The 24,522-nt window shown below is 63.3% G+C and carries 16 protein-coding genes; 3 read left to right on the top strand and 13 right to left on the bottom strand.

Annotated features, from left to right (window positions below):
- Positions 1-5: 5 nt before the first annotated feature.
- Both P3T17_RS30380 and P3T17_RS30385 read left to right on the top strand, forming a co-directional pair.
- Positions 6-1,427, top strand: a complete 1,422-nt coding sequence (locus tag P3T17_RS30380) for an alginate export family protein (RefSeq protein ID WP_429410242.1) — start codon at positions 6-8, stop codon at positions 1,425-1,427.
- 194 nt (positions 1,428-1,621) lie between these two features.
- Positions 1,622-1,864 carry an anti-sigma factor family protein gene (locus tag P3T17_RS30385; RefSeq protein ID WP_074268791.1) on the top strand — a complete coding sequence of 81 codons (243 nt, stop codon included), beginning with the start codon at positions 1,622-1,624 and terminating at the stop codon, positions 1,862-1,864.
- A gap of 59 nt (positions 1,865-1,923) precedes the next feature.
- Here the strand turns inward: P3T17_RS30385 and P3T17_RS30390 are convergent, their stop codons facing one another.
- Positions 1,924-2,889, bottom strand: a complete 966-nt coding sequence (locus P3T17_RS30390; RefSeq protein WP_429410244.1) for a D-2-hydroxyacid dehydrogenase family protein — start codon at positions 2,887-2,889, stop codon at positions 1,924-1,926.
- 242 nt (positions 2,890-3,131) lie between these two features.
- Here P3T17_RS30390 and tssA point away from each other — a divergent pair, with 242 nt between their 5' ends.
- Positions 3,132-4,172 carry a type VI secretion system protein TssA gene (gene tssA / locus P3T17_RS30395; protein WP_429410246.1) on the top strand — a complete coding sequence of 347 codons (1,041 nt, stop codon included), beginning with the start codon at positions 3,132-3,134 and terminating at the stop codon, positions 4,170-4,172.
- Positions 4,173-4,241: 69 nt separating this feature from the next.
- On the opposite strand, the gene P3T17_RS30400 is transcribed toward tssA, so the two are convergent.
- The 12 genes from P3T17_RS30400 to tssH all read right to left on the bottom strand — a co-directional run bounded on the left by P3T17_RS30400 (position 4,242) and on the right by tssH (position 24,520).
- The gene (locus P3T17_RS30400; RefSeq protein ID WP_429410248.1) at positions 4,242-4,664 is read right to left on the bottom strand and encodes a hypothetical protein; all 423 of its coding nucleotides are present in this window, start codon (positions 4,662-4,664) and stop codon (positions 4,242-4,244) included.
- Positions 4,665-4,675: 11 nt separating this feature from the next.
- On the bottom strand, positions 4,676-7,573 hold the full coding sequence (locus tag P3T17_RS30405) for a serine/threonine-protein kinase (RefSeq protein ID WP_429410250.1): 2,898 nt from the start codon (positions 7,571-7,573) through the stop codon (positions 4,676-4,678).
- A gap of 10 nt (positions 7,574-7,583) precedes the next feature.
- Positions 7,584-8,303, bottom strand: a complete 720-nt coding sequence (locus P3T17_RS30410; RefSeq protein ID WP_429410252.1) for a PP2C family protein-serine/threonine phosphatase — start codon at positions 8,301-8,303, stop codon at positions 7,584-7,586.
- Positions 8,300-9,673 (bottom strand): type VI secretion system-associated protein TagF, encoded by a 1,374-nt coding sequence (tagF, locus tag P3T17_RS30415; protein WP_429410383.1) that lies wholly within the window; start codon positions 9,671-9,673, stop codon positions 8,300-8,302. The genes P3T17_RS30410 and tagF overlap by 4 nt, the downstream gene beginning before the upstream one ends.
- On the bottom strand, positions 9,670-13,254 hold the full coding sequence (tssM, locus tag P3T17_RS30420) for a type VI secretion system membrane subunit TssM (RefSeq protein WP_429410254.1): 3,585 nt from the start codon (positions 13,252-13,254) through the stop codon (positions 9,670-9,672). Before tssM ends, tagF begins: the two co-directional genes overlap by 4 nt.
- Positions 13,255-13,258: 4 nt before the next feature.
- Positions 13,259-14,662 carry a type IVB secretion system protein IcmH/DotU gene (gene icmH / locus P3T17_RS30425; protein WP_429410256.1) on the bottom strand — a complete coding sequence of 468 codons (1,404 nt, stop codon included), beginning with the start codon at positions 14,660-14,662 and terminating at the stop codon, positions 13,259-13,261.
- Entirely contained in the window at positions 14,659-15,996 is a 1,338-nt protein-coding gene (gene tssK / locus P3T17_RS30430; RefSeq protein WP_429410258.1) for a type VI secretion system baseplate subunit TssK, read from the bottom strand. The genes icmH and tssK overlap by 4 nt, the downstream gene beginning before the upstream one ends.
- Before the next feature lie 108 nt (positions 15,997-16,104).
- Positions 16,105-17,658 (bottom strand): type VI secretion system-associated FHA domain protein TagH, encoded by a 1,554-nt coding sequence (gene tagH, locus P3T17_RS30435; protein ID WP_429410260.1) that lies wholly within the window; start codon positions 17,656-17,658, stop codon positions 16,105-16,107.
- Complete coding sequence (locus P3T17_RS30440) at positions 17,655-18,203, bottom strand: DUF6931 family protein (protein WP_429410262.1); 549 nt, start codon at positions 18,201-18,203, stop codon at positions 17,655-17,657. Before P3T17_RS30440 ends, tagH begins: the two co-directional genes overlap by 4 nt.
- Positions 18,204-18,205: 2 nt before the next feature.
- The gene (tssI, locus tag P3T17_RS30445; protein ID WP_429410264.1) at positions 18,206-20,092 is read right to left on the bottom strand and encodes a type VI secretion system tip protein TssI/VgrG; all 1,887 of its coding nucleotides are present in this window, start codon (positions 20,090-20,092) and stop codon (positions 18,206-18,208) included.
- 132 nt (positions 20,093-20,224) lie between these two features.
- Complete coding sequence (locus P3T17_RS30450; protein ID WP_429410266.1) at positions 20,225-21,754, bottom strand: hypothetical protein; 1,530 nt, start codon at positions 21,752-21,754, stop codon at positions 20,225-20,227.
- A gap of 63 nt (positions 21,755-21,817) precedes the next feature.
- Positions 21,818-24,520, bottom strand: coding sequence for a type VI secretion system ATPase TssH (gene tssH / locus P3T17_RS30455; RefSeq protein WP_429410268.1), 2,703 nt, complete (start codon positions 24,518-24,520; stop codon positions 21,818-21,820).
- Positions 24,521-24,522 lie beyond the last annotated feature (2 nt).

The following is a 24,522-nucleotide window of genomic DNA, read 5'->3' on the forward strand; positions in this document are numbered from 1 at the left end:
TGCGTATGCGCAATGTCCCGCCGCTGTTTCGGTGTTCGCCGTACATCGTCGCGACCACGCTTGTCCTGAATGCCGGGTCATACGCGAACGCCGATGAGCCGGCGTCGGTTTGTACGGTTCCGCGGCCGTCGGTGTTGTTCAACCGGTGGCAGGAAGACTGGTCGGTTCTGGCGAATCCGTGCGTGCCGGCAAAGCCGCTGGATGGACTCAAATACATGCCCCTTGGCGGCGATCCGGATTCGTACCTGTCTCTTGGCGCGAATCTGCGGGAGCGTGTCGAGGTCAACGATGCGCCGCTTTTCGGCATCGGCGCGGGACATTCGGATACGTATCTGATTCAACGGGCTCAGGTCAGTGCCGATGCATATATAGCGCAGCATTTCCAGTTCTTTGTCCAACTGGAGGATGCGCGAGCGTTCGGCAAGGACACCGTCTCGCCGGTCGACAAGAACCCGCTGGATCTGGAGCAGGCCTTTGTCGCGTGGGTTGGGCAACTGGCAGGCGGAACGGTAAAACTTCGCCTTGGCCGTCAGGAAATGGCGTTCGACCTGCAGCGATTCATCTCCGTTCGCGATGGCCCGAACGTGCGGCAGACCTACGATGCCGTCTGGGCCGACTATGAAAACGGCAAGTGGCGCTTCATCGGCTATGCGACGCAGCCGGTGCAGAACCGCGACGTCTCGGCGTTCGACGATGTATCGAACCAGCACCTCACGTTCAGCGGCGTACGCTTCGAGCGTCAGGATGCCGGGCCGGGCGATCTCTCCGGATACTACTCGCTGTATAGCCGGAGCAATGCGCAGTTTCTCGACGCAACCGGCGATGAGCATCGGAACGTGTTCGACCTGAGATATGCGGGGAAAACCGGACGTGCCGACTGGGACGTGGAATCGATGTGGCAGACCGGCCATGTCGGCAGCAAGACGATCGGCGCGTGGGCGGTCGGCTCGCTTGCCGGCTACACGCTCGATGCACCGTGGACACCGCGCCTCGGCATCCAGATCGACTCGGCATCCGGTGACCGGCATCCCAACGACGGACGAGTGGAAACGTTCAATCCGCTCTTTCCGAACGGTTACTACTTCACGCTGGCGGGTTATACGGGCTATGCGAACATCATCCACATCAAGCCATCGATTACGCTGAAGCCGTCGAGCCGGCTCGCGTTGCTGGCCGCATTCGGTTTCCAGTGGCGCGAGACGACGGGCGACGCCGTGTACCAGCAGGGTAACGCCATCGTGCCGGGTACCGCGGGGCACGGCACCCGGTGGACGGGCATGTACGCGCAGCTACGGGCAGACTGGACGATCGCTGACAACCTGATCGGCTCGGTCGAAGCGGTCCATTTCCAGGTCGGCAATTCCATCCGGAGCGTGGGCGGCAGCAATGCCGATTACGTCGGTGTCGAACTCAAATATGGCTGGTAATCCTTAATCAATCCAGTGATCTGGGAATAGAATCGACGTCCCATCTGTTTACGAAGTTGTATTCGCTTCTCTGCATCTCGGTTGGCACAGTCCTGAGCCGCCTGTCGTAGGCACAGCGGAGAATTGGCAAGTTTTTCAGGCGAGCGGGAAGACCAGAAAACAAAAAATACCGGAAGCAAAAAGGAATCGCGTTCATGAAAACGGACGATATCCAGCTCATGGCGTATGCGGACGGCACTTTGTCGCCGCATGAGCGCGAGCAAATCAACGCCAGGATCCGCCGGTCAGTCAAGACCGCGATCCGGGTAACGCGACTGCAGGCATCCCGCCTGCCCTACAGGGAAGCGTTCGCGCATCAAAAGTTGCCATCTGTCCCGCAAAGACTGATTGAGAAAATCACGGAGATGGTGGCAGCTGCCGCAAAGACGGGCAAGTGAGGCATGGCCCCCGCACACGACGAGGGGCCCCCCGTTCGAAAACGCTGCAGTCCCTTCGCTCAAAGCTGCCGGATCGGCGCCCCGTCAATCCATGCGCGAATCGCCTCCACAATCTGCGGATAAGCCACATGGTAGGTATTCTCCGTGACATAGCCAATGTGAGGCGTAGCCAGTACGTTCGGCAGAAACCGGAACGGATGCCCCGCGGCTAGCGGCTCTTCGTCGAATACATCAAGCGCGGCACCGCCAATACGGCGTTCCTGCAGCGCTTCGATCAGCGCGTCTTCCGAGACAATGGGCCCGCGAGACGTGTTCACCAGGTACGCGCCCGGCTTCATCAGTCCAAGCTCTCTCGCACCCACAAGCCCCTTTGTGCGATCGCCAAGCTTGAGGTGAATCGTAAGCACGTCCGCCTCACGAAAGAGTTCGTCCTTCTCGACACGTTGCACGCCCACTTCCGCGGCCCGTTCGGAGCTCAGGTTCTGACTCCACGCAATAACCCGCATTCCGAATGCGACGCCGATGCGAGCGACGGCCTCGCCGATACGTCCAAGCCCGAGCACTCCTAGCGTTTTGCCATTTACATCCATCCCCACACGGGTCTGCCAGCCACCGGCCCGCAATGACGCAGCCTCGCCGTACAGATTCCGCGTGGCGGCGAGTATCAGACTCCAGGTCAGGGCCGGGGTGGCGGCCGCATCGCCGCCTGTGGTGCCCGATACGACAATGCCGCGCGACTTCGCGGCATCGAGATCGATGGCGGCATTCCACATGCCGACGCTGACAATCAGCTTGAGACGCGGCAGACGTGCGAGGAGATTCGCGTCGAAGCGAGTCCGCTCGCGCATCAGCACGACAGCGTCAAACGGTGCGAGCCGGGCCGCAAGCGCATCCGCGTCGCTGACATGATCGTGAAAGAATACGGTGTTCGCCTGGGGCTGCAGGCTCGCCCAGTCCGCGAGCGAAGGGGCGACATGCTGGTAATCGTCAAGGACGGCGACATTCAAGGCAGCGGAACCGGACATGCAGTTTGTCTCCTACACAGGTGATATTCGTGGATGCGCTCAGATGGGCAGTCTAATGCGGCTGCTGTTTTTCTGCTGGCGGGCCCTCCGGTCAGCGAGCCGTTGGAATAACCGGGTCGGCTCAAGCGTTTCCATTTCCAGAGACCCTGCGTGAAAGTCATGCGCCGACTCACCTGCGTCAGCCGAAATCCTTGACGGGTTTCACTTTCCCGCAACCCTTCCCCTAACCTCAGATCTCCACGATGCAACTCGACCTCGACCGCTTCCTGGCCCCAATCGATGACAGCGCGCCAACGGGGCAAAACCTCGAATACGACCCTGCGTTTGCGGAACTGGAGCGAATCGCCACGCCGGTTTCCGAACGCGCGATGGGCGACAGCATCAAAGCCGCCGTCGAACCCGACTGGGACAAAGTGGCCGATGCGGCCGACGCACTGCTCGCTCGCACCAAGGACCTGCGCGTCGCGCTCCATCTGAGCGCAGCGTGGACACGCAAAGCGGGACTTGATGGCTGGGCTGCGGGCCTCGGTCTGGTTCGCGGGTTGCTTGAGCGCTACTGGGACGACGTCCACCCTCAACTGGACGCCGACGACGACAACGATGCCACTGCGCGTGCCAACGCACTCATGGCGCTTGGCAATCCGCAGAGCGTGCTGGGCTACTTCCGTGCCGCGACGTTCGTGCAGTCGGTGAGGCTCGGCCGTTTCTCGCTGCGAGATCTGCGCGTCGCGACGGGCATGGCGGCCGCCACACCGTCCGCGGACGGCACATCTGCTCCCAGCCTTGTCGATCTCGAGGCGGCCTGCATGGATTGTCCGGAGGATGAGCTACCCCGTACTGCTGCGTTGCTTGCCGACGCACTGGAGCACGCAGAATCGATCGATGCGCTTCTGGGCGAAAAGCTGGGAACGTCGAGCCCGGACCTGAGCAATCTGCCGGCCGATATCAGGGATCTGAAGAAATTCGTCGACGCGCAACGCACCCGGCGATTTCCGGACCAGCAAAACACGGATGCTAACGGCCGCGAGCCACAGATGCAGTCAGAAGGTACAGACCCGATCGACCCGCCCCGCCCGCGAGGCATCGCAGGACCTGACGATGTCAGGCTGTGCATCGACGAAATCTGTGAGTACTACGAACGCAACGAACCCTCCAGTCCGCTGCCCATCCTGCTCAAGCGGGCCCGCCGTCTGGTAGGCAAGAATTTTGTCGAGATCATGCAGGACATCACGCCCGGCGGTCTGTCGGAACTGCAAACACTGTCCGGTTCCGAAGTCGACTGACACGCTTGCGAGTCTTGCTCATAGCGCGCTCGACCCCGGTACCGTCCTCGCCCATACCGGTAGACCCCCTCACGTGCACGTAAGCCAATAGCACAGCAAAACACCCGAGCAGAGGGCGATCGCGCAAAGCAGTGCGGCTCTTTCAATGAGCCACGCTGCGTCGAAGGCCGTGCCCGAGCTGTTTAGCTTTCGCTCCGCTTTGCCGTTGCGCGCCTTTCCCAACTCGCCTGGCGTCGACATGTCGTAAGCCGGGACCGCGCGACGCACCGTTTCGCGCTCCGCCTGAGCAATCTCGTCACCCAGCGATTCGAGCAAGGCGCGCCGGCGGTGCCGGTATTCGTCGCGCGCAATGCGGCCCAGCCGATGATCTTCGTCGAGCGTGCGCAGTGCTTCGTTAACCTGGCGTTCGCGGACCTTCATTGCGGCCCGCGCGGCGCTCCCGACCAGGCCGCGCGGGCCGTCGCCTGCCGCAACCGACCACTGTTCCATCATGCCGTTCCTCATCAGTTATCGACGCCGCTGGCGGGGAGCGCAGAGCCGTCCGGCGTGGAGGCAGCATCTCCACCGACATCGCCAGACGTGTCCGGGTTCTGCGTCTTGATCTGATCGAGCAACGCACGCAGGCCGCCTTGTGGCAATGTCACGCGGGCGCCAAGGTCGCGCTCCAGTTGCTGCATGCCGTCCGGATCGGCAGCGGCTGCGCTTGCGTAGCGCGCGCGCAGAGTCTGGTAGTCGGGGTCCGCCATCGGCTGGCTACGGGCCGCGAGGATGCTCGCAGCCACCTGGTAGCGTTGCGCCGCGTTGCTCAGTCTTGCGTCGTCGCTGAGCGCGCCGGCACCCTGCGCCGCAGTCTTCGCGGCATCCGCGAGCAAGCCCTGCTGACACAAGGCACGTGCATTGCCAAGAAAGGCGGCGGCCACCAGTTGCCTCCCTTCTGCGCTCACGAACGGATCCGATGGCTGCAGCGTGCGCAACCGCTCGAACGCGGTCAGCGCACGTGGCCCATCGTTAGCACTCGCGGCAAGGCGCACCGCGTCCATCAGCGAGGCCGAGTCTCCGCTCGCAATCTGCTGGTCGATCTTCTGCTGCTGCAACAGGTCCTGCATACGGTCGCGCTGTGCAGCCAGTGCCGTCGAGCGCGGTGCGTAGCGTAGCCCTGCCTGGACCAGATCGAGATATTGCTGCGCCTGGCCCGGGTCGTTCACCTTCTCCGCCGCAGTGATGATGCCGTCAACCAGCATTTCGATCGCCTGCTCGGTCTCGGGTGCGTCGTCGCCTCGCAGCGACGACATCGCACTGGTCACTGCGTCAAGCCACTCGCTGCTCGCCGCAGGCCTGGCGGCGAGTTGCGTCAGCGCGCGGCGCGCGTCGGCCACGCTCGCGCGATTCGCGTGCGCGTCCGGATGCGCGGCCGCATCCGCCACTGCGGCATCCAGCTGCGCGTGACGTTGCTGCAGGAGCATCGAGTCCGGGAATAGCTGCAACGCCAGCGTCATTCTCGAGCGCGCCTTGTCGAGTTGACCCAGATCGATCGACTGCCCGATCGCAGCGTCGTATTTCGACTCCAGCTGGCTGTTTTTCAGCAACGCGCTACCCGGGTCGAGCGCGCGGATGCGCTCGAGAATTTCGGCGGCGCTGCCGGGCTGATCTTCGAACAATGCGTCGCGCTCGCTCGCCTGATCGAGGTCACCGCCCAGTCTGCCGAGCAGATCGTTGCGCTCGTCTTCGATCTGCTTACGGCGCCCGTCGAACGTCGGTGAAAACAGCTTAAGCCGATCGCGCAGCTCGAACACGTGCCGCACCGCGCCATAGTCGAAGCGGCCAAGCGTCGGATTCCAGTATGCGTCGAGGCGCTCCAGCAAAAAGGCCTGGATAGCCTCGCTCTGGTCGAGCACCGCGCGTTCGCGTTCGTCTTCGCCGAGCGCGTCGAGTGCCGTCATCATCTGATTTTCGTTCACGTAGTGCTGCGGATTCGCTGCCGCGAGGCGCTCGATCGCCGCTTCCAGTTGCCGATGACGCATCTGGGTATGCAGCATCGTCCCACCCGCCGCCAGCGCCGCAACGGCGAGCGCCGTGCCGACGTACGGCGCGAGGCGCTCGCCCGTGCTCCTGCGGCGCAGTCCGTCGATCAGCGACTCGACACTATGCGGCCGCTCCTCGCCATGAAACGCAACTGCGTCGCACAGCGCCTTCTGCTGGCGTCGGGACAGACCGGGTACGACGGGCGGTTGCCGCCCTTCCTTCATCGCCACATCGGCGCTGTGACGATCGAACGGGTGGCTGCCGGTCAGCAATTCGAAGATCACGCAACCGAGCGCGTAAACGTCGTCACGGACGGCAGGATGCGCGCCTTCGATCATTTCCAGACTCGCGTAGGCGGGCGTAAGCGCACCGAGCGTGCCCGCGTCGAACACCGTTTGCTCGCCCACCGCGCCGGCGCCGGACATACCCGCGCGGGCGATGCCGAAGTCGAAAACCTTGGCGACGTAATCGCGCGTGACCATCACGTTACCAGGCTTGAAATCCGAGTGCACGATGCCGCTCGCGTGGGCCCGCTGCAACGCGTGCGCCATGCCTTCGATCAACGGCCATGCCTCGTCGAACGGCATGCCCCCGGAGGCCCGTTCGCGGATCAGCGTGCGCAGATCGGTGCCGTCGATGTACTCCATCGTCATGTAGACGATCGTGCCGTCCTTGTCGAAGTCGTAGACGTGCACGATGTGGTCGTCGGCGAGCCGTTGCGCGCGGCGCGCTTCGCGTTGCAGCGCAATCAGCGCATCGGGATGGCGGCGGAACTCGTCGTTGAGCACCTTGACCGCCACGTAAGGATCGCGGTCGCGCGCTTCCACCTTGCGCTCGTCCTTCGCGAGATAGACCACACCCATGCCGCCGCGGCCCAGTTCACGCTCGAGCAGAAAGCGGCCTTTCAGCAGCATACCGACGCTCGCGTGCTCCACGCTCTGCACCTCTGCGAGACTCTGCCAGCTGGCGCGGTTCAGGCTGCCGTCAGCGGCCGAGTTGCCTGTGCCGGTGCGACGACTGTTGGCGCTGCTCGCAGGCTTCACGACCGTCGCGTCGGCGTCCGCCTCGTGCACGGATGCGAGAGCACGCTGATGACCGCTGCGTGCAGACTGCACCCTGGTCGGCTCGAAGTCATCGGCGTCGGTTTCGGCCTCTGATCCGGCATCGGAATCGGATAGCGAACTCGCGGATGACGCAGCGTGCCCTGGCGGAGGATGCGATTCGACGTCAGCCGTCCGGTGCGTGCGCGGTGGCAACGCAGCGACGGCAGGCTTCGATGCAATCAGCCGTCCATACCCGGCCTTGAGCGAATCGAACAGCGTCGCGAGCGTCGAAGTGCGTTCGCGGCATGCGGCCAGAAAGTCGTTGAAGTTGTTCATGACGAGAAGTTCACGATGCGTCGAGCCGCACGAAAACGGCCGAAATGTTGTCCCGTGCGCGTCCCGCGAGCGCGAGCGCAAACAGGCGCCTGACCTGCTCCTGCGGATCGTCCGGCGTGCAGCATGCGTTCGCCAGTTCCGCGTCGTTCAATTCCTTGTTGACGCCGTCCGTGCACAGCAGAAACTGCATCCCCGGCCGGCTGCCGGCCACGACCCAGTCGACGTAGAGCGTCTCGTCGACGCCCACCGCCCGCGTCAGCACACCCGCTCCCGCGCCGGGCGGCGCGCGGCGTCCGAAATGCGTCACATCGACCGGCTGACCGTGCACGTGGTCTTGCGTGAGCAACGTGAACGCGCCGTGATCGTCGACATAGACGCGGCTGTCGCCCACCCAGCCGCACAGCACGAACTGCGGGTCGTGCACCAGCAACGCGACCGTCGAGCCAATTACATCGACCTGTTGCTCGATAGCGGCGGCGCGCAGTTCGTCGTTGACCTGCTGCAGGCTGTCCTCGATCGCTGCCACGAACTCGTAGACATCCCCTTCGCGTCTGAGCGAGCCGAGCCGCTCGACGATCAGCGCGCTCGCAAGGTCGCCTGCCGCGTGACCGCCCATGCCATCAGCGACCACCCACAATCCGAGGTCGTCACGCAGCAGGATCGCGTCCTCGTTGCGGCGTCGCACCTTGCCGGTCTCGGTGTGGCCAGCGGAACGGCAACGGGTCGTCATGCGCCCACTCCGACGACCGCGAGCGGCCACAGTTCGGACCGGCCGCTGAGCCCCGCGCAGACGGCCAGATGAATGCGAGCGTCTTCGTGACTGGACAAGCCAAGCGCTTCGGCAAGACAGGTGCGCGGGAGTTGAACCAGCTCACGGGTGACGAGCAGCAACAGACGATCGCCATGCTCCAGCACGATGTGCGCCTCGTCGCAATCCGGTTCACCTGCCGCGCCGATGCCGGGCATGTCGATCCATGTGTCGCCGAACAGCAGATCGTCGAATTCGCCGCCCGCGCCTGCTGCCCGTTCGACAAACAGCGGATGCAACTGACCGTGCCGCCAGAGCCACGCGGATGCCGCGCCGAAGCGCAGCAGGCGCACCGCAGCACCCTCGAAGCGGGCGATCAGCGCGGCGCCGTTTTCCGGTGTCTCGTCGCGCGACGCCTCGTCATGCACGCGCAATTGCGCGTGCAACTCCATTAGCGCCGATCGCAGGCGTTCGAGATCCCCCTCGACCGTACGCGCGGCTTCGCGGATGCGGTATGCAGCGAGACGACCCGGCATATCGGGACCATCGTCAGCGCACAGCACCAGCATGCGGCCGTCATCGAGACTCGGCATCGCGGGTTGCATATCCACGGCAACATCGACGTCATGGACCGGTTGCAGACCCCGCTCGCTTCCGGAATCAGGAATGCTTAACGAGGCAGTCTCGCCGGGCTGCTCGGCACGGTGCTCCAGCAGAGTCGCATAACTGCGCGGCAAGCCACGCGTCGCGAGCAGAGTGCCCGCGCTCGCAGTCCACCACAGGCACCACGGACCCGGGCGCAAGCTCAACTGCGTCCACGTTTGCGCCAGCATGATCCCCGTAGCCGCACCGGCAGGCGGCGTCATCATCCATTGCCCACTGTCCCAAGGCAGCGCCCGCCAGATTGCGCCAATACCCGCCTCGTATGTCGAAGGGCCGGCCAACGCGGCGACCCGCGCATCGAAGGTCTCGACGCTCACAGCGTCGTAGAGCGCGCCGCGATAGACACGCTCGAGTGCATCGAACCACGCATCGTTACTGAGGATCGCGGTGACATCGCCGCTACAGGGCGCCGCCAGCACGAGCGGAAACGCGCGACCGAGCCGGTCCACCGCCGGCCCGACGAGTCCGCACCACGCACCCTGGCCACACACCTGTGCAGGCAATATGAAGCGCCACGCCGCACCTTGCTTCCAGGCCTGCGTCCACTGCTCACCCAGTTCGCGTCGCCCGGTTTCCACAGCGCGCTGGAAATGCCGGTCCCAGTCATCGATGAAGGCCGGGGCCAGCCGTCGCTGGACAAAATCGCCTGCACCCGGCAGCTTGCCGTAAAAGCCGACGCCGCCTGTCATCGCGGACACCTGAATTCCCGTACCTCGCCGTTGAGGAACGGGTTCTCGAGGCTCGCCGGCTGGATCGGCAGTTTCACCGTGTGCCCGTCGAAATCAAAACTGGCGAGATAGCGCAGATCGCCCTGCTTCTGCAGATGCGCAGCATCGAGCGCATGGAAAAAGGCCCAATCGCCGTCGTACTTCAACGGTGCACCGACCGGCTGGCCAGATGTATCGAACGCCGTCACGACCACGTGCCCAGGCTGCGGACCGGGCCACGTCATCGTCATGCTGGCCGTACCGTTGGCGGAGTAGTCATACTTCTGCCCGTCGATCTCGATCGAAAGCTTCGCGATGGACGGATCCAGTTGTGGCGCGAGCAGCGTGAAGCCAACCGCAGGCTGTGCACCGTTGCGGAAATAGATCTGGCGGATCGCGTCAGCAGCCTGCGCTTCGCTCAGCACCGAAGCGGGACCCGCCAGCACGCCGGGTTTCCAGCGCCATGCCCGCCCGCTCGTATCGACGAATTTCGCCAGCGTCGATTTGAAGAAGCCGTCGAAGCGGCCACCATTGCCGAACAGATCGGTGAAATTCTGCAACGGAATGTCCGAGGCGCCGTTCGCCGCGAACGGATAGCGCCCGTCCACCATGCGCGTGCAGTCGTTGCCGGCCGCTGCGCGGAACTGATCGGCAAGCGCCGCACTGTTGCCGCTCGCAACAAGCGACGCGCTCTTCGTCGCCACACCCGATACCAGCGAGGCGACCTGCGGTGGCAGCTCGCCCGTCTCCTGGCGCGCTGCGAGGACCGCAGGGTTGTTCTGCGTGGCGGGGTCGCTCAGATCGGACATCGATAGCAAACTCTTGCTCAACTGGTCGAGCACACCGATCGTGTGGTCGAGCGGTGTCGAACCGGGCGTGCCCGCGCTCAACTGGTTCAGCTGCGCGAAGTGCGCCTCGATGGCGGCGCCCGGCCGGGTGCCGCTTGTCCCGCTCGCCGTGTCCACGCCGTTCGCCGCGACAGCAGGCGTGCCATTGGGCAGCGTGGCGCCAGCGCCGCGCAACTCGCTGCCGAGGCGCGTATTGAGCGCCCTTCGCGCCGCGAGGTTCTCCCCGACCGTCTTCGCCTGCGAAGCGGCTGCAGCCTCGGCTGCGCCCGATGCGGCCTCATCATGCGCCGGACTCCGCAGCATGTCGCTGGTGTTATCGCGCACCAGCTGCAGCAACGCCTTGAGCGGCGAGCCAGGACCAGACAGTTTCGCGGCCACGGCACTTGCGCTCTGGATATCGCTGACCGGTTGCAGTTGCAGGTCGTCAAGCAGGGCATCCCATGCCTTGATGTAGTCCTGCTCGTACAACGCCAGCACCTGCTGGGCATAACGCGAGCGCGCCAGCGGCTCGACGCGGCCCGCATTGAATACCCAGTAGTCCTTGACGAAGCGATCTACCGACTGATCGATCCCGCCGTTCACTTCGGCCGCGAAATACGGCTGAGTGAAAAGCGCCGGAAACGGCTGCGATAGCGGCGCACCGCTCTTGCGGCGAAACACGTTGCCGAGCAATCCGAGCGTCTGATCGAGCCGCACCGGCGGCACGCCGGAATGCGCGGCATCGAGCTGGACGCTGCCGTACACGAGGGTCGCCAGATCGGCGGTCTTGAGCGTCGCACGCGCCTGATCGATCAGTGCAGTATCGAGCGTCAACGCGCGCGGCTTCTGCGAATCGTCGACCAATGCCGAGAAGTGCCGGTCGAGTGCGCTCTGGATCGCGGGGTCCTGCGGGAACAGACGCCGCCATTCGATGCTCGCAAGCGCCGCAAGCTCGCCCGGATCCAGATGCTGTGGCTGACCCAGCATCAGATAGCCCTTCAGATAGTCGTAAAGCGACTGCGGGTCGTTGGCGCTGGCACTGAGACCTTCGCGGAACCGGACGCCGACACCTGGCAGCAGCGTGCCGTTCAGCTCGCGCAGATACGCACTGTGAACCTGCGCATACAATGCATGCCCTTCGAACAGACCGAAGCGCATCAGCAGCGGAACGTGCCCCTGGTACTGACCCGCGACGTCCTGCGCGTCTGCAATGACCTCGAGACGGCCGAGCGCACGGGCAAACCAGGCCTTCAGATCGGGCGCGCCCGCGAGGCTATTGCCGGGCGGCAGATCCTTCAACTGATCCTGCACCTCGTCGACGTAGAGGCGGTTGCGCTCGTAGCTCGTCGCGAAGCCTGTCACCAGCAGCGCGGTCAGCAACGCGATGCCCGCATAGATGGCCGCCTGCATCGCGATCTTCTGCCGCTCCAGCCGCGGATTGGTGCCAGCGAGGCCCGACTCGCGGAACAGCACATCCTTGAGCAGCCGTTCGACGAAGAACGTGCGGCGCTGCGTCGAGCGGCCCTGCACGCGGCCAGCGTCCACGCCGAAGGTACGTGCGACGGCGCTCAGCATGCGGTCAATCGGCGCGCCCTCCTGGGTGCCCGAAGTCAGGTACGCGCCGCGCAGCAGCGGCGTCGCGCCGTATTGAGAATTGCCGAATGCGCCTTCGACGAATTGCCTGGCAATCTCGCGAAACGCGCCGAGCTGCTGCGGAAAACTGAGCACAGCGGCGCGGCGGCTACGGTCGCGCTGGGCGTGCAGACGCTCGATCACGCGTGTGTTCAACTGCTCCAGCAACAGGTCGAATTCGCCCGTAAAGCGTGTGCTGGCGGTGCCGTCGAAACTCGAATCGACCGGGAAGGTCATGCCCCAGACCTGGCGGCGCAGGTCTGGTCCGAGGTCGTCGAAGAACTCGCCAAATCCCGCGACCAGGTCACACTTGGTGAACACCAGATACACCGGAAACGCCACTTTCAGATGCTCCGACAACTCATCGAGACGGCGGCGTACCGCGCGGATGTGCTGTTGGCGCGCGTCGTCGTCGAGTGTCAACAGATCCGATACGCTCATCGTCACGATCACGCCGTTCAGCGGCCGGCGCTTGCGATAACGGCGTAACAGCCCGAGGAACGACTGCCACGCCGAGCCGTCGGCGAGCGCATCGGAGTCCTGAGTTGTGTAGCGGCCGGCCGTATCGAGAAACACCGCTTCGTCGGTGAACCACCAGTCGCAGTTGCGCGTGCCGCCAATACCGCGGATCGCATCCTTGCCAAAGCGTTCGGCGAGGGGGAAGTCCAGTCCGGAATTCTGCAGGAGGGTGCTCTTACCCGAACCAGGCGGCCCGATCACGACATACCATGGCAAGGCGTACAGGTTGCCGCCATTGCGCCGTGTTTTGCGCAAGGTGTCGACCGCCTCGCGAAAGCGCTGCTGCAATTGCGTGCTCTCGGCGAAATTGCGCTCGTCAGCAGCAGACGATGCGTTCTGTCCGGCAAGTTCGCCCGGCAGTTGCGCAGTCTTGCGCTGCATCCGCCACTGCATCACCTGCATGCACAACAGCCAGATCAGCACGAGCGCAAGGATCAGGGCGACGCGCGATGCAGCGCTCGCGAGCGGCTGCCGGTCGCCGATGCCGAGATACGGACCAGCCAGCCAGATCAGTGCTGCGATCAGCAACATGCCGGCTGCGATCGCAAACCATCGGGACGTCGCCCAGGTTTTTAGCGAATTCATGGGCTCAGTTCTCCGGGATGTAGAGGATTTCGACGCGCCGGTTGCGCGCCCGGTTAGCGGGCAGATCGGCCGGCGTGGCGATCGGCTGCGACGAACCTGCGCCGTTCGACTCGAGCCTGCGCGGATCGTCAAGGCCCTGCGCGAGGATCTGCGCGGTGTTCTGCGCACGCGCCGTCGACAATTCGAAGTTGTCCTTGAATTTCAGGGAGCGCACGGGCTGGTCGTCGGTATGGCCGACCACGACAACCCGGCCTTGCACCTGATTCAACGCCCACGTGATACGGTGCAGGAGCGGCACAACCGCAGGGGCGATATCGGCACCGCCGGACGGGAACAGCTCCGCCGCAGCCAGACGCACGGTGTCGCGGCCGTCGGCCTGCTCGTCGACGCTTAGCTGCCCCGCCTGCTCCTGTGGTGCAAGCAGTTGCTTGAGCGTCAGATGCGCGGCCTTGGGCGTCGCGACCGTTTGTGGCGGCGCGGCCTCCTCGAGGCCGATCGTGGCAAGCTGCGCGCTGACGGGTGCAGTAAGTACGTTGAGCCGCGTGAAGAAGAACAGGAACGTCCCCAGCACGATCAGGAGTGCTGCGGCGCTTGCCACCCACAGCGGCACGTGACGCATCACCGGATTGCGCCGGTCTTCGACACCGCGCCAGTGCGGCGCCAGTTCGTCAGCGGGTGCTTCGCGAAGCCCGCGGATGCGGCGGTACAGGTCGTCCTGAATGTCGGCCAGACGCGCGAGGCCGCCCTGCTCCACCAGATAGCGACCGCCGAAACCCAACGCCAGGCAGATGTACATCATTTCGATCAGGTCCAGATGACGCGAGAAGTCCACGCTCAGTCGATCGAGGATCTGAAAGAACTTGGCGCCGCCGTAGGTTTCGCCGTGGAAGGTTACGAGCAATGTTTTCTGGGTCCAGCCACTCTGGTCGCTCCATGGCGCGTTGTTCACAGACTCGTCGAGCATCGTGCACAGCACGTAGCGCGCGGCCATGATCGTCTGCGTGTTGATTCCCGCATCTTGCGTATAACGCTCAAAGCTTCGCACGTGCGCTACGGCCTGCTCGCGCAGACGGCCGATGTCGACCGGTGGCGCCACGCTGTGCCGCAACTGCACCGCCAGCAGCAGTAGCGGATTGGCGGCGCGAACGAGCGGATTAGCGACGCCGCTAAGGAAGTCGCCCAGTTCGGCGCGCAGTGCGGCCCGCCTGGACGGCTGGGCGAATTGACCGGGTTGCGTTGTTTGTGTGCTTTGTGCGGCACGCACGGTTTGCGGGCGCGGCGACATGATGCGTGTCGCGTCGTCGGCGTTGCCTGTAGCCGTCGCACCGGTCATGTCCAGCGAGTCACGCGGACGCACGAGGGTCGCGTCGGCGCGCACCGAGTCATTGGAGCGGTTGCCGGTATTCATGCGCGCACCGCCCACAGTTGCAAATCGAGCCCGGCAAAACCGCTGCCGAAGTGCATCGCGATGCCTCCGGATGTCTTCAGCATGCGCCACATCGGCGAGTTCCGGTCGCACTCGAAGTACAGGAAGCCAGACGTGTACGGCAGTTGGCGCGGCGCCACTGCCATCGGCGATACGCCGATGCCTGGAAGTTGCAGATTGACCAGGTCGCGGATCTTTTCGACCGGGCCGATCTTCGACTGCGTCGGTAACTGCCGGCGCATGTCCTCGGACTTCAGATCTGCTTTCGCCGCCAGCACAAAGGTTGCCGTATCGAGCAGCGTCAGATCCGGCACGACACCCACCCAGACACCGTACTTGCGTTGCTGCAGCGGAATGGCCACGGCGTTTTGCTCGAGCACCGCGCTCAGCGCGAGGCGCAACGCCGCGATCACCGGCTCGAAGCTCTCGCGCAGCGCCTCGTGGCGGTACGGCGGAAAGGCTTGCACGCGCTTTCCGGGCGACGTGAAGGTGGCAAGTTCGCCAGCCAGTTCGAGCAGCAGCCCGAATAATGCTTCAGGGTGCAACAGCGGCGCTTCGGCCAGATGCGCAACGAGCGGCTGATATCGGTTGATGACCTGCAGCATCAGGAAGTCGGCGATCTCGGCGGCGCCGCCACGATCGGTTTCGGCGACACGGCCCGCGAGTGCCTCGCCGCGCTGATGCAACAAGCCGAGCAGTTCGGAAAGGAACGTCACCAGCCGCCTCGCCGCCTCGGTGTTGAGCGCGCTCGGCATAAAGCCGTCATCGAGAATCACGCGCCGGTCGGCCCGGCATTCGACCACCCGGGCAAGGGGAATGCTCATCAGGCCTTCGGCGGGCTGCGACTCCGGCAACAGACGCGTGCTCATCCCCGCCACTTCGAGTGCCGTGACCCCTTCCATGCTGCCGGAGGCATCGAGCACTTCGGTTTCGCGCACCCGATAGCGAAACAGCTGGTCGGAGCCCGCGTCAAGCCACGCGCTGTCAGGTTGGGTTGGCGAGCGCAGCGGCAACGTCAGATGCACGACCTGGTCGCGCCAGTTCGCGTCGATGTCGAGCGGTGGCGGCAACGGATCGTCTCCAGGCATCGCGAACGGCGTGCCATCGGGAAACACGCCTCGCGCGCGCTTGATGCCGAGCTTGCCGATCGCGAGCAGCTCGCTTTCCAGCTCGAGCTCCTGGAAGCCCCAGCCGTGCGGACGCAGCGCGCCGGTGCGCAGTTGCACGTAGCGTTCGAAGTAGCGCTCCTGCTGCTGCATGTGCTGCGGCCTGAGAAACAGGCCTTCGCTCCATACCACCTTGTTGTTCTGAGTCATGTCGGAATGCCGGGTAATGGTTCTTCAAGCGTCGTGCGCGATCGGTCGCTCACGACGGCGGGTGATAGCCTGGAATGGTTCGTATCGCGATAGGCCCGCGGACGGCCTTCAGTTGCGCCGCTTTTTCAGGCGCCCTAGCTGCTCTTCATAGGCGCGAGCGAATTCGTCGCCAAACAGTCTTCGAAAGCATTCGTCAGGATTCCTTGTGACTGCTTCGAACTCTTCCTTGTAACGCTCCCAATGTCGCGGCCGGCCGCCAAACGGCAGCCGCCGCGTGCTGCCTTCGTTGAACTGCTCGATTCGTGCGGGGTCGAAGTGCGCAAGCATCGAATCGAAAGCGGAACGTACGCCAGCTAGCATCGCCATCTGGTGATTGCGGATGTCTTCGGCGGCATCGGCGAGAGCGGCGCTACCCGAGAGAAATCCGCCGTCGGGCGGCGCGAGCAGCCGTTTGACCGCCTCCTTCGCGGTCGGCGCGAACTTCAGCGGGTTGTTTTCCGAGCGCTGGATCAGTGTTGCGGGTAGCCGGAAGCTGTTTTTCAGTTCTGCCCGGGCGCGTAATACGTCCATCATCGCGTCCACGGCAATCTCGAACATTGCGTCGAGTCCGGATGAGTTTGGCTCAGCGACAGGCGCCTGTACTGGGGGCGTGGGTGGCACTGCGAGTGGGACGGCGAGCTCGGCCGACGGCGCACCATCGTCCGCCATACCCACGCCTGGCATCGGCGTGGCAGGGGTTTCCGGCGCTGACGGTGCGCACACGGGTGGCTCCGTCACTGTCTGCAATGCATCTGCGCCGGCGTCGGTGGCTGGCGCCTTATCCGGCGACTCGAATGCCATCTCCGTCGACACCTCACCTTGACCCACGTCCGCCGCCTCAGCATGCACCGCGGCCCGATAGCCGGTTGCGTCCCAGTCGTCCGGGAGCATCGGCGCATCGACGCGCGCGGCCTGCGGTTGCGGCGGCCGATAGCGGTCGGCAACCGAGGGCGTGTGGTTCCAGTCCTGAGCCGGCGGCGCGAGCGGCGGCGGTTCATCCTGATACGAAGACGGCGCGTCGAACAGCGCCAGCGGATCGAGGCTCGAGTCAGGAGCAGGCGACGTAGCGCCCGGTATCAAGCCTTCGGCTTCGCCCCCAGCGTCTGACCCGCCATCACGCGCCGGGCGAAGCAGCAGACTCAGGTCCAGCGGATTCCTGTTTTCATCCGCAGCAAACGCGGGACGCGCGAGCACCGCGGACGCGGGTGCAGATGCAGGTGCGGGCGTGGCTGCCGGGAGGGGCGCCGCTACGGGCGTTGCGACAGCACTCTCGCCCAGGCCACCGAAGCGCGTTTCATCTTCCCGGCTCAACCGCACGCTCACCTCGAAGGTATCGATCTGCAACCGGTCACCCTCCTTCAGTGCAGCCGGCTCCCCCTTGCGCAACGGCGCGCCGTTCAGCAGCATGCCGTTGGTACTCCTATCCTCGATGAAGTAAATGCCATTCAGGTAACGCACGACAGCGTGGAGGCGCGATACGCCTTCCGAGCCGAGCATCCAGTCGCACTCCTCGGAGCGGCCAATGCTGCCATCGCGGCAGTCGAACAGCTGTTCACGGCGACCGTCGAAACGCTGCGCGCGTTCGCCTTCCAGCGCGAGGATCAAGCCAGGCGCGACACTCATTGCAACCCTCCATCGATTCCATCAGGAATGCTCAGCAGATTCAGGGCGTCGCGCACAAATGCCGTGCGGCGCGCATCGAACTGCGCCGGTTCCAGCGCAGCCATGTAGGCGACTGCGGTACTCGCCGCAATCGCGCTCAGATGCGCAGGCGGCGGAGTCGGCCGCTCATGGTCGGGATTCAGATTGCCGCCCGACCAGCCTGCGGCAGCGGCGATCCACGCTCCGATCGTCTGATAACGATGCGCTTTCGCGAAGGCGAGCGCGGCGGCCTGTTGAGATTCCGCGGGCTCACGCAGCCATGCCTCCGCCAGCGCGAGACCGGCCTGATCGTGCTCGGTCAGCGGCTGCCGGCGCCCACACTGGCAGGCCCACGCCACCGCATACCGGCGTGGCAACACACGGGCCAGCAGCCGCAGCGCATCGCTCCGGTGCCCGCCGTCGAGGAGTGCCTGCACGGCCGCACGCGCAGACCCAACCGGTCGCACACAGGCGATCGCCTGTTCGGAAAGCCGCATCTGCCGGGCTGCATCGAGGATCGCGATCATGATTACAGGATCATCGGAGCAGCACCGCCGAGCACCGCGGTCGCAGTCCCGATCAGTTGCAGATTGGTGGACTGAACGAGGCAATCGGCCTCCGACATGATTTCCATCGCCGCGACCGAACTCATGTTCAGGTTCGCCTTGGAGTTGATCTCCATGGCGAGGTCCGAGGTCATCGTGACGTTCATGTCGCCGTTCAGGGTGAGATTCGTGCCCGAGATCACGATCTCGCCAGAGCTGTTCATCGTGATGCTCGCAAGCCCGGTGACAAGCCTGATCTGGCTGGCCGCAGTGAGCGTGTAGTCGTTGCCCACCTGTACGTCATGGTCGTGCTCCGATTCTTCGCGCAGATCCTTCTGTGCATGGATGAGCACCTGCTCGCTGCCCATCCGGTCCTCGAAGCGGATCTCGTTGTAGTCCTCACTACCGCCGCCCTGATGACTGCGGCTCTTCACACCGCTCTGCGTCTTGTTGTCGGGCAAGCCATACGGCGGCATGTTGTCGGCGTTATAGACACTGCCGATGATGAGCGGGCGGTCCGGATTGCCGTCGAGGAAACTCACCACGACTTCCTGCCCGACGCGTGGAATGAACTGCGCCCCCCAGCGTTTGCCGGCCCACATCTGTGCGACCCGCACGGGACATGAGTTTTGCGCATTGGGCTTGACCGGGCGGTTCCAGAAGAACGTCACCTGCACGCGGCCGTATTTGTCCACGGAGATGTCCTCGGGCGTATCCCCATAGACCACCGCCGTCTGCAGGCCCGCAATCACCGGCCGCGGCGTCGACGGGACCGTGCGAAACGGCTGGCGGCTGCGGATTACCTTGAAGTCGCACTGGAACGGCTCTTCGCCGTCGTCCCCTCCGCCACCCGACGCATAGTCCGGTTCCACAAGACGCGTCGTGGTGTCGATCACGAGGTATTCCTGGTTGGCTTGCGTAAGCGGAAAGTCCTGGAGCGTGAAAAGCACGCCGGTCGCGAGACCGCACGCATCGGTGCTGCCCACACTCATCGCGAGCGGCACGTTTAGCGCGTCGGCTCGCACCTGGGCGTAGCGCTGTCCATCGGAGAGACGCTCGTCGTAACCGACGTAGTCGTATGCGTAGTCGTAGATGTCGAGGCCGCTCACGTTGTGCACGTCCTCCGTGTCGGTCAACTCTTCGGTGGCGAGCAGCGATGCCTTCGGCTTGAGGTAGTCGTAGTCGTCGAGCTGTACCTTCGTCGTGTTCACCGCATGGGCAGTTTCCCAGTCGCTGATCGACGCTTTCATCCGCTTGCCACGCTCGATCGGCGGGGCATACGGTATCTGCTCGAAGCCGGGCACCGTCGAGTGCGCGCCGAGCGCGTCCGCTAGCACCATCGTGTGCGTGCTCTGCGTGTGCGTGAAGTAGTAGTAGATGCCTTCCTGCTCCATCAGGCGGCTGATGAAGTCGAAGTCGCTTTCGCGGTACTGCACGCAGTAGTCGCGCGCCGGATAGCTGCCGCTCAGACTCTGCTTCAGATCGCTATAGCCGACATCGCCAAGTACCGACTGGATGATCTGCGGCACGCTCATGCTTCGGTAGATGCGGCAGTCGCGCCGGCGCGTGGCGAGCCAGGGCTTCGGCACGAGCCTGAACGTGTAGACCGCATAGCGCACGTTTTCGATGTTGACGAACCCGCCCTGCTCGCCTTCGCAGACAATCCCGTTGAAGTAGCGCGTATAGCCTTGCGGAGAGACGAGCTTCACTGTCATCGGCGTGCCCAGCAGCGAGCGTAGATCCACTTCGACGTTCTTGCTGATCGCTTCCAGCTGGTACGAAAACAGCTTGCCGAGCGACTCGCTAGCCGTCATGTTCGCGAACAGAAGGCTCGAGCCGAGCGTGGAGGTGAGCGTGATTGCGTGTGCCATGAGTTGAGTTGCGTGCCGAGGCGCATGAGTCGTCGTGTTGTTACTTAGAACGACTGGGCTCCGCGTTTATTCCGTCGCTACGCACTTCGATGTCGGAACACGCCAGACCCGTTCAAGATGCACGCGGTCGTATCATTCGGCGCCTACCCCCGTTTGCACTCCAGAGATCAGTCTGGCAAGGCCTGATGCCTGAGCGCGCTTTGCGGGTTGCAGGTAAATTTCAAACTCCGGCACGGTGCTGGAAATTTCAAATCCCGTTTGCTCGAGGTATTCCGACGAGAATTCAATTAACGTTTGCAGGTGCGCTACCGCTGCATCAAAGACAGACTGATCGACGACGGCATCGTCCTTGATCAACTGGTAGAAGGAGACCTTGTCTACCAGGATGCCACTGTTGAGAATGACCGCCGCCACAGCCGGAGTCCTGCTAATACTGTCTGCAAACCAGGAATTGAAATCTCCCAGTGTCAGCACGTCCTTCTTCTGATACAACGCCTGAGCATCCCTGAACATCTGGTTCATCCGTTGGATCTGGAAATACCGCCTGATCATTTGCCACAGAATCTCCAACGCCGACAAAATAATCGAATAGACAGGGGACGCAAGCGCCGCCGATTTTGCGTCAACCGCCAGTTTTCCTGAAGTTTTGGCAATGTTGTACACCCCTTCCGCAATGTCACTTGTCATCTCCTTACGGAGAGTGCTGGCGAGCATCTGGCTGATGCCGGGTTTTATTGAAATTTTTCTCTCGCGAGCCCGCTGCTCGATTTTCACCAGCGACGCCGCCGCTGTATCGAGCAAGCTATCGAGCACATCGAAAGAATCGGTCACCACTGCCCCGACAATGGGACACAAAAAAGTCACCAGACTTTTAGTCAGATTGCGCTGGATCTGCCCGGCTTTCTCAAACCGTTCATCGAGATCGATAGTGCGTAAGCGGACAGGCTGACCAAACTCGGCGCGAAAGAATTCCTCGATCGATTTGGCTCTGGCTTCAACAAACTGGGTAACCTTGGTGACCAGCGCCTGGTTCATGGCCGGCAGGGGGCGCGAAGCAAGTTGCAGCACATCTTTTGCCGACATCGACTTCGTACGCTCGACCAGCCGGTCCAGTACGCGCTCCTTGAGGTTCAGGTTATTGAAAGTGCGTCCCGCTGCATCGATAGACGAGGCCACCGTCTGCGCCTGCAACGAGGCAGCATTGTTGGCAAAATCGAATAAATTATCTATCACGCCGTCCGTTATGAACTGGTAACTTGACTGCGAGCACTCCAACTTGGAGAGAAACATCAGAATGGTTTCCCGCGTCTTCTTTTCGTATTTAAGATAATTGCTCTCTCCAAATATCTCCTGCATGACCGAAACGAGGCTGCCTTTCTTTGAAATATTCCGCCTCGATTTACTCCAGTTCTCGTAGCTTTGCTCCTTCAGCCTTTTCCATTTCTCAAAGGCCGCAATCAAACGGTCGTAGCGATCCCTCGCAACCACAAAGGTATAATTCTCGATGCATAGATTCAGCGCGACCAACTCAGGACTAGCGGGACGCGCCATTGCCATTATTTTTTGCGTCCGGTTCGCATCTTCCGCAGGTTGGCCCGTTTGCTCCAACCATTGCGCGTATGTGAAAGGCAGTACGGGAAGTGTTTTGTCGAGTATTTGCATTATTTCCTCAGAAGCGTCTTCGCACGAGGGATTAAAAAAAAGTGGCGCTTGCGGAATGCCCCATCACGACGTTGCGGCGGCCATGTCGATAGCAACCTGCTCAACCGTATCGAAGCGATAGGCAAATTCACCGTCCTCCACGCTGACGTCCACGCACTCCACTTCCTCGCCTCGCATCGTCCGCGCCAAAAACTCGCGGCTGATTTCCGGCAGCAGGGTATTGGTCAGAATCGCATCGATCATCCGCCCGCCTGATTCGCTCTCGGTGCAACGGCTCACCACCAGTCCCACTACTGCGTCGTCATACTCGAACGGCACGCGATAGCGATCTTCCACACGCCGCTTGATGCGCTCCAGTTGCAGCCTCACGATCTTCGCAAGCATGTCGCCGCTCAGCGGGAAATAAGGCACCGTCACAAGCCGCCCCAGCAATGCAGGTGGGAACACGTCCAGCAATGGCTCTCGCAAGGCCTTCGTGAGGTCTTCAACGTCCGGCAACCGTTGCGGATCCCTGCACAGCGCGGCAATCAGATCCGTGCCCACATTCGTGGTGAGCAGGATCAACGTGTTCCTGAAACTGATCGAGCGCCCTTCGCCGTCCTCCATCACGCCCTTGTCGAAGACCTGGAAAAAGATCTCGTGCACATCGGGATGCGCCTTTTCGATCTCGTCGAGCAGCACCACCGAGTACGGCTTGCGACGCACGGCTTCGGTCAGCACGCCGCCTTCGCCATAACCGACGTATCCCGGCGGCGCGCCCTTCAAAGTCGAGACCGTATGCGCTTCCTGAAACTCGCTCATGTTGATGGTGATCAGATTGTGCTCGCCGCCGTACAGCGCTTCGGCCAGCGCCAGTGCGGTCTCGGTCTTGCCCACCCCCGACGTGCCGGCCAGCATGAACACACCTATCGGTCTCCCGGGATTGTCGAGACCGGCACGAGACGTCTGGATGCGCCTCGCGATCATCTCCATCGCATGGTCCTGACCGATCACACGCTCGCACATCACGGACGCGAGATTCATTACAGTCTGCAGCTCGCTGCGCAGCATCCGGCCCACCGGGATGCCGGTCCAGTCCGCGGTCACCGCAGCGACGGCCTGGTAGTCGACGTTGGGCAGGATCAGTGGGCTTTCGCCCTGCAATTCGACCAGTTGCGCCTGGAGTTGCCTGAGTCCGGCGAGTGCGGCGGCTTTTGCGTCGCCGTCCATCTCAGGGTCTTCGCTTCTCAATCGCGCTCGCAAGGCCAGAATCTGCTCAACCAGAGCTTTCTCTTCCGCCCACCCGGCTTCGAGATGCCGCAAACGCTCACGCTCACTCGCGAGCATCGCGGCAGCTTGCGGCTCGCGCTCTCCAACGTCGACTCCAACCGTCTTCTCGCGCGCAATGATGGCTTGCTGCGTTTCCAGAGCCTCGATGCGCTTCATCGCATCGTCGATCTCCGCGGGTACCGCATGCTGGCTGATCGCGACGCGCGCACAAGCCGTATCGAGCAGGCTCACGGCCTTGTCCGGCAATTGCCGCGCCGGGATGTAGCGATGCGACAACTTGACGGCCGCTTCGAGCGCCTCGTCGAGGATCTGCACGCGATGGTGCTGTTCCATCACGTTCGCGACGCCGCGCAACATCAAGATCGCCTTGTCCTCGCCTGGCTCGTCGACCTGCACTGGTTGGAAGCGGCGCGTTAGCGCCGGATCCTTTTCGATGTGCTTACGATATTCGGCCCAGGTGGTCGCACCGATCGTGCGCAGGTTGCCACGCGCCAGCGCGGGCTTCAACAGATTCGCCGCGTCGCCAGTGCCCGCGGCACCGCCCGCGCCCACCAGCGTATGCGCCTCGTCGATGAAAAGGATGATCGGCTTGGGCGAGGCCTGCACTTCGTCGATCACCTGACGCAGCCGGTTTTCGAATTCGCCCTTCATGCTTGCCCCGGCCTGCAGCAGACCGATGTCGAGCACGCGCACCTGCACCGCTTGCAACGGCGGCGGTACGTCGCCACGCGCGATGCGCAACGCGAAGCCCTCGACTACCGCCGTCTTGCCGACGCCGGCCTCGCCGACCAGCATCGGGTTGTTTTGACGCCGGCGCATCAGCACGTCGACCAGTTGACGAATCTCGCCATCGCGGCCCACTACCGGATCGATCTTGCCGTCGCGGGCCTGCGCGGTCAGATCCACGGTGAACTGGGCAAGCGCCTGCTGCTTGCCCAGTTGCGCGGGTGCCAGCGCACCGCTGCTCTCGCCGGGCGCGACCTGATCGGCCCGAAAGCCGTCAGCGGCATGTTGACCGTCTTCCGGCGACCCCGAGACAATGCCTGCGAATTCATCCGCAAGGGTTTCGGCGCGCACCTTCTCGAACTCGCTGGACACGTTAAGAAGTGCGTGGCGCAGATGGCGCGTTCGCAGCAACCCAACAATCAGATAGCCGCTGCGCACCTGGCTTTCGCCAAACATCAGCGTGGCGAAGACCCAGCCGCGCTCGACGGCCTCTTCCACTTCGGCGGACAGATCGGAAATGCTGGTGCTGCCACGCGGCAGCCGTTCGAGCGCGCCGGTCACGTCGCGCGCAAGATGCGAAGGATTCAGTCCGAAGTGACTCACAATGCGATGCAGATCCGAATCCTGCAACTGCAGGATCTGGTGAATCCAGTGCGCCAGTTCGACATACGGGTTGCCACGCAGCTTGCAAAACACGGTGGCACTTTCGATAGAGCGGTAGGCAAGCGGATTGAGCTTGCCGAACAGCGCGCCGCGACTGATTTCAGCCATGG

Origin of the sequence: Paraburkholderia sp. GAS82 (assembly GCF_050436285.1) — a bacterium.
GTDB classification, from domain to species: domain Bacteria; phylum Pseudomonadota; class Gammaproteobacteria; order Burkholderiales; family Burkholderiaceae; genus Paraburkholderia; species Paraburkholderia phenazinium_B.

Bases quoted from the DNA above. Each gene is read 5' to 3' on its own strand.
- tagH (WP_429410260.1), bottom strand. From the start codon at position 17,658: ATGAGTGTCGCGCCTGGCTTGATCCTCGCGCTGGAAGGCGAACGCGCG.
- tssA (WP_429410246.1), top strand. From the start codon at position 3,132: ATGCAACTCGACCTCGACCGCTTCCTGGCCCCAATCGATGACAGCGCG.
- tssK (WP_429410258.1), bottom strand. From the start codon at position 15,996: ATGACTCAGAACAACAAGGTGGTATGGAGCGAAGGCCTGTTTCTCAGG.
- icmH (WP_429410256.1), bottom strand. From the start codon at position 14,662: ATGAATACCGGCAACCGCTCCAATGACTCGGTGCGCGCCGACGCGACC.
- P3T17_RS30405 (WP_429410250.1), bottom strand. From the start codon at position 7,573: ATGAACAACTTCAACGACTTTCTGGCCGCATGCCGCGAACGCACTTCG.
- tssI (WP_429410264.1), bottom strand. From the start codon at position 20,092: ATGGCACACGCAATCACGCTCACCTCCACGCTCGGCTCGAGCCTTCTG.
- P3T17_RS30450 (WP_429410266.1), bottom strand. From the start codon at position 21,754: ATGCAAATACTCGACAAAACACTTCCCGTACTGCCTTTCACATACGCG.
- P3T17_RS30380 (WP_429410242.1), top strand. From the start codon at position 6: ATGCGCAATGTCCCGCCGCTGTTTCGGTGTTCGCCGTACATCGTCGCG.
- P3T17_RS30390 (WP_429410244.1), bottom strand. From the start codon at position 2,889: ATGTCCGGTTCCGCTGCCTTGAATGTCGCCGTCCTTGACGATTACCAG.
- P3T17_RS30400 (WP_429410248.1), bottom strand. From the start codon at position 4,664: ATGATGGAACAGTGGTCGGTTGCGGCAGGCGACGGCCCGCGCGGCCTG.
- tagF (WP_429410383.1), bottom strand. From the start codon at position 9,673: ATGACAGGCGGCGTCGGCTTTTACGGCAAGCTGCCGGGTGCAGGCGAT.
- tssH (WP_429410268.1), bottom strand. From the start codon at position 24,520: ATGGCTGAAATCAGTCGCGGCGCGCTGTTCGGCAAGCTCAATCCGCTT.
- P3T17_RS30385 (WP_074268791.1), top strand. From the start codon at position 1,622: ATGAAAACGGACGATATCCAGCTCATGGCGTATGCGGACGGCACTTTG.
- tssM (WP_429410254.1), bottom strand. From the start codon at position 13,254: ATGAATTCGCTAAAAACCTGGGCGACGTCCCGATGGTTTGCGATCGCA.
- P3T17_RS30440 (WP_429410262.1), bottom strand. From the start codon at position 18,203: ATGATCGCGATCCTCGATGCAGCCCGGCAGATGCGGCTTTCCGAACAG.
- P3T17_RS30410 (WP_429410252.1), bottom strand. From the start codon at position 8,303: ATGACGACCCGTTGCCGTTCCGCTGGCCACACCGAGACCGGCAAGGTG.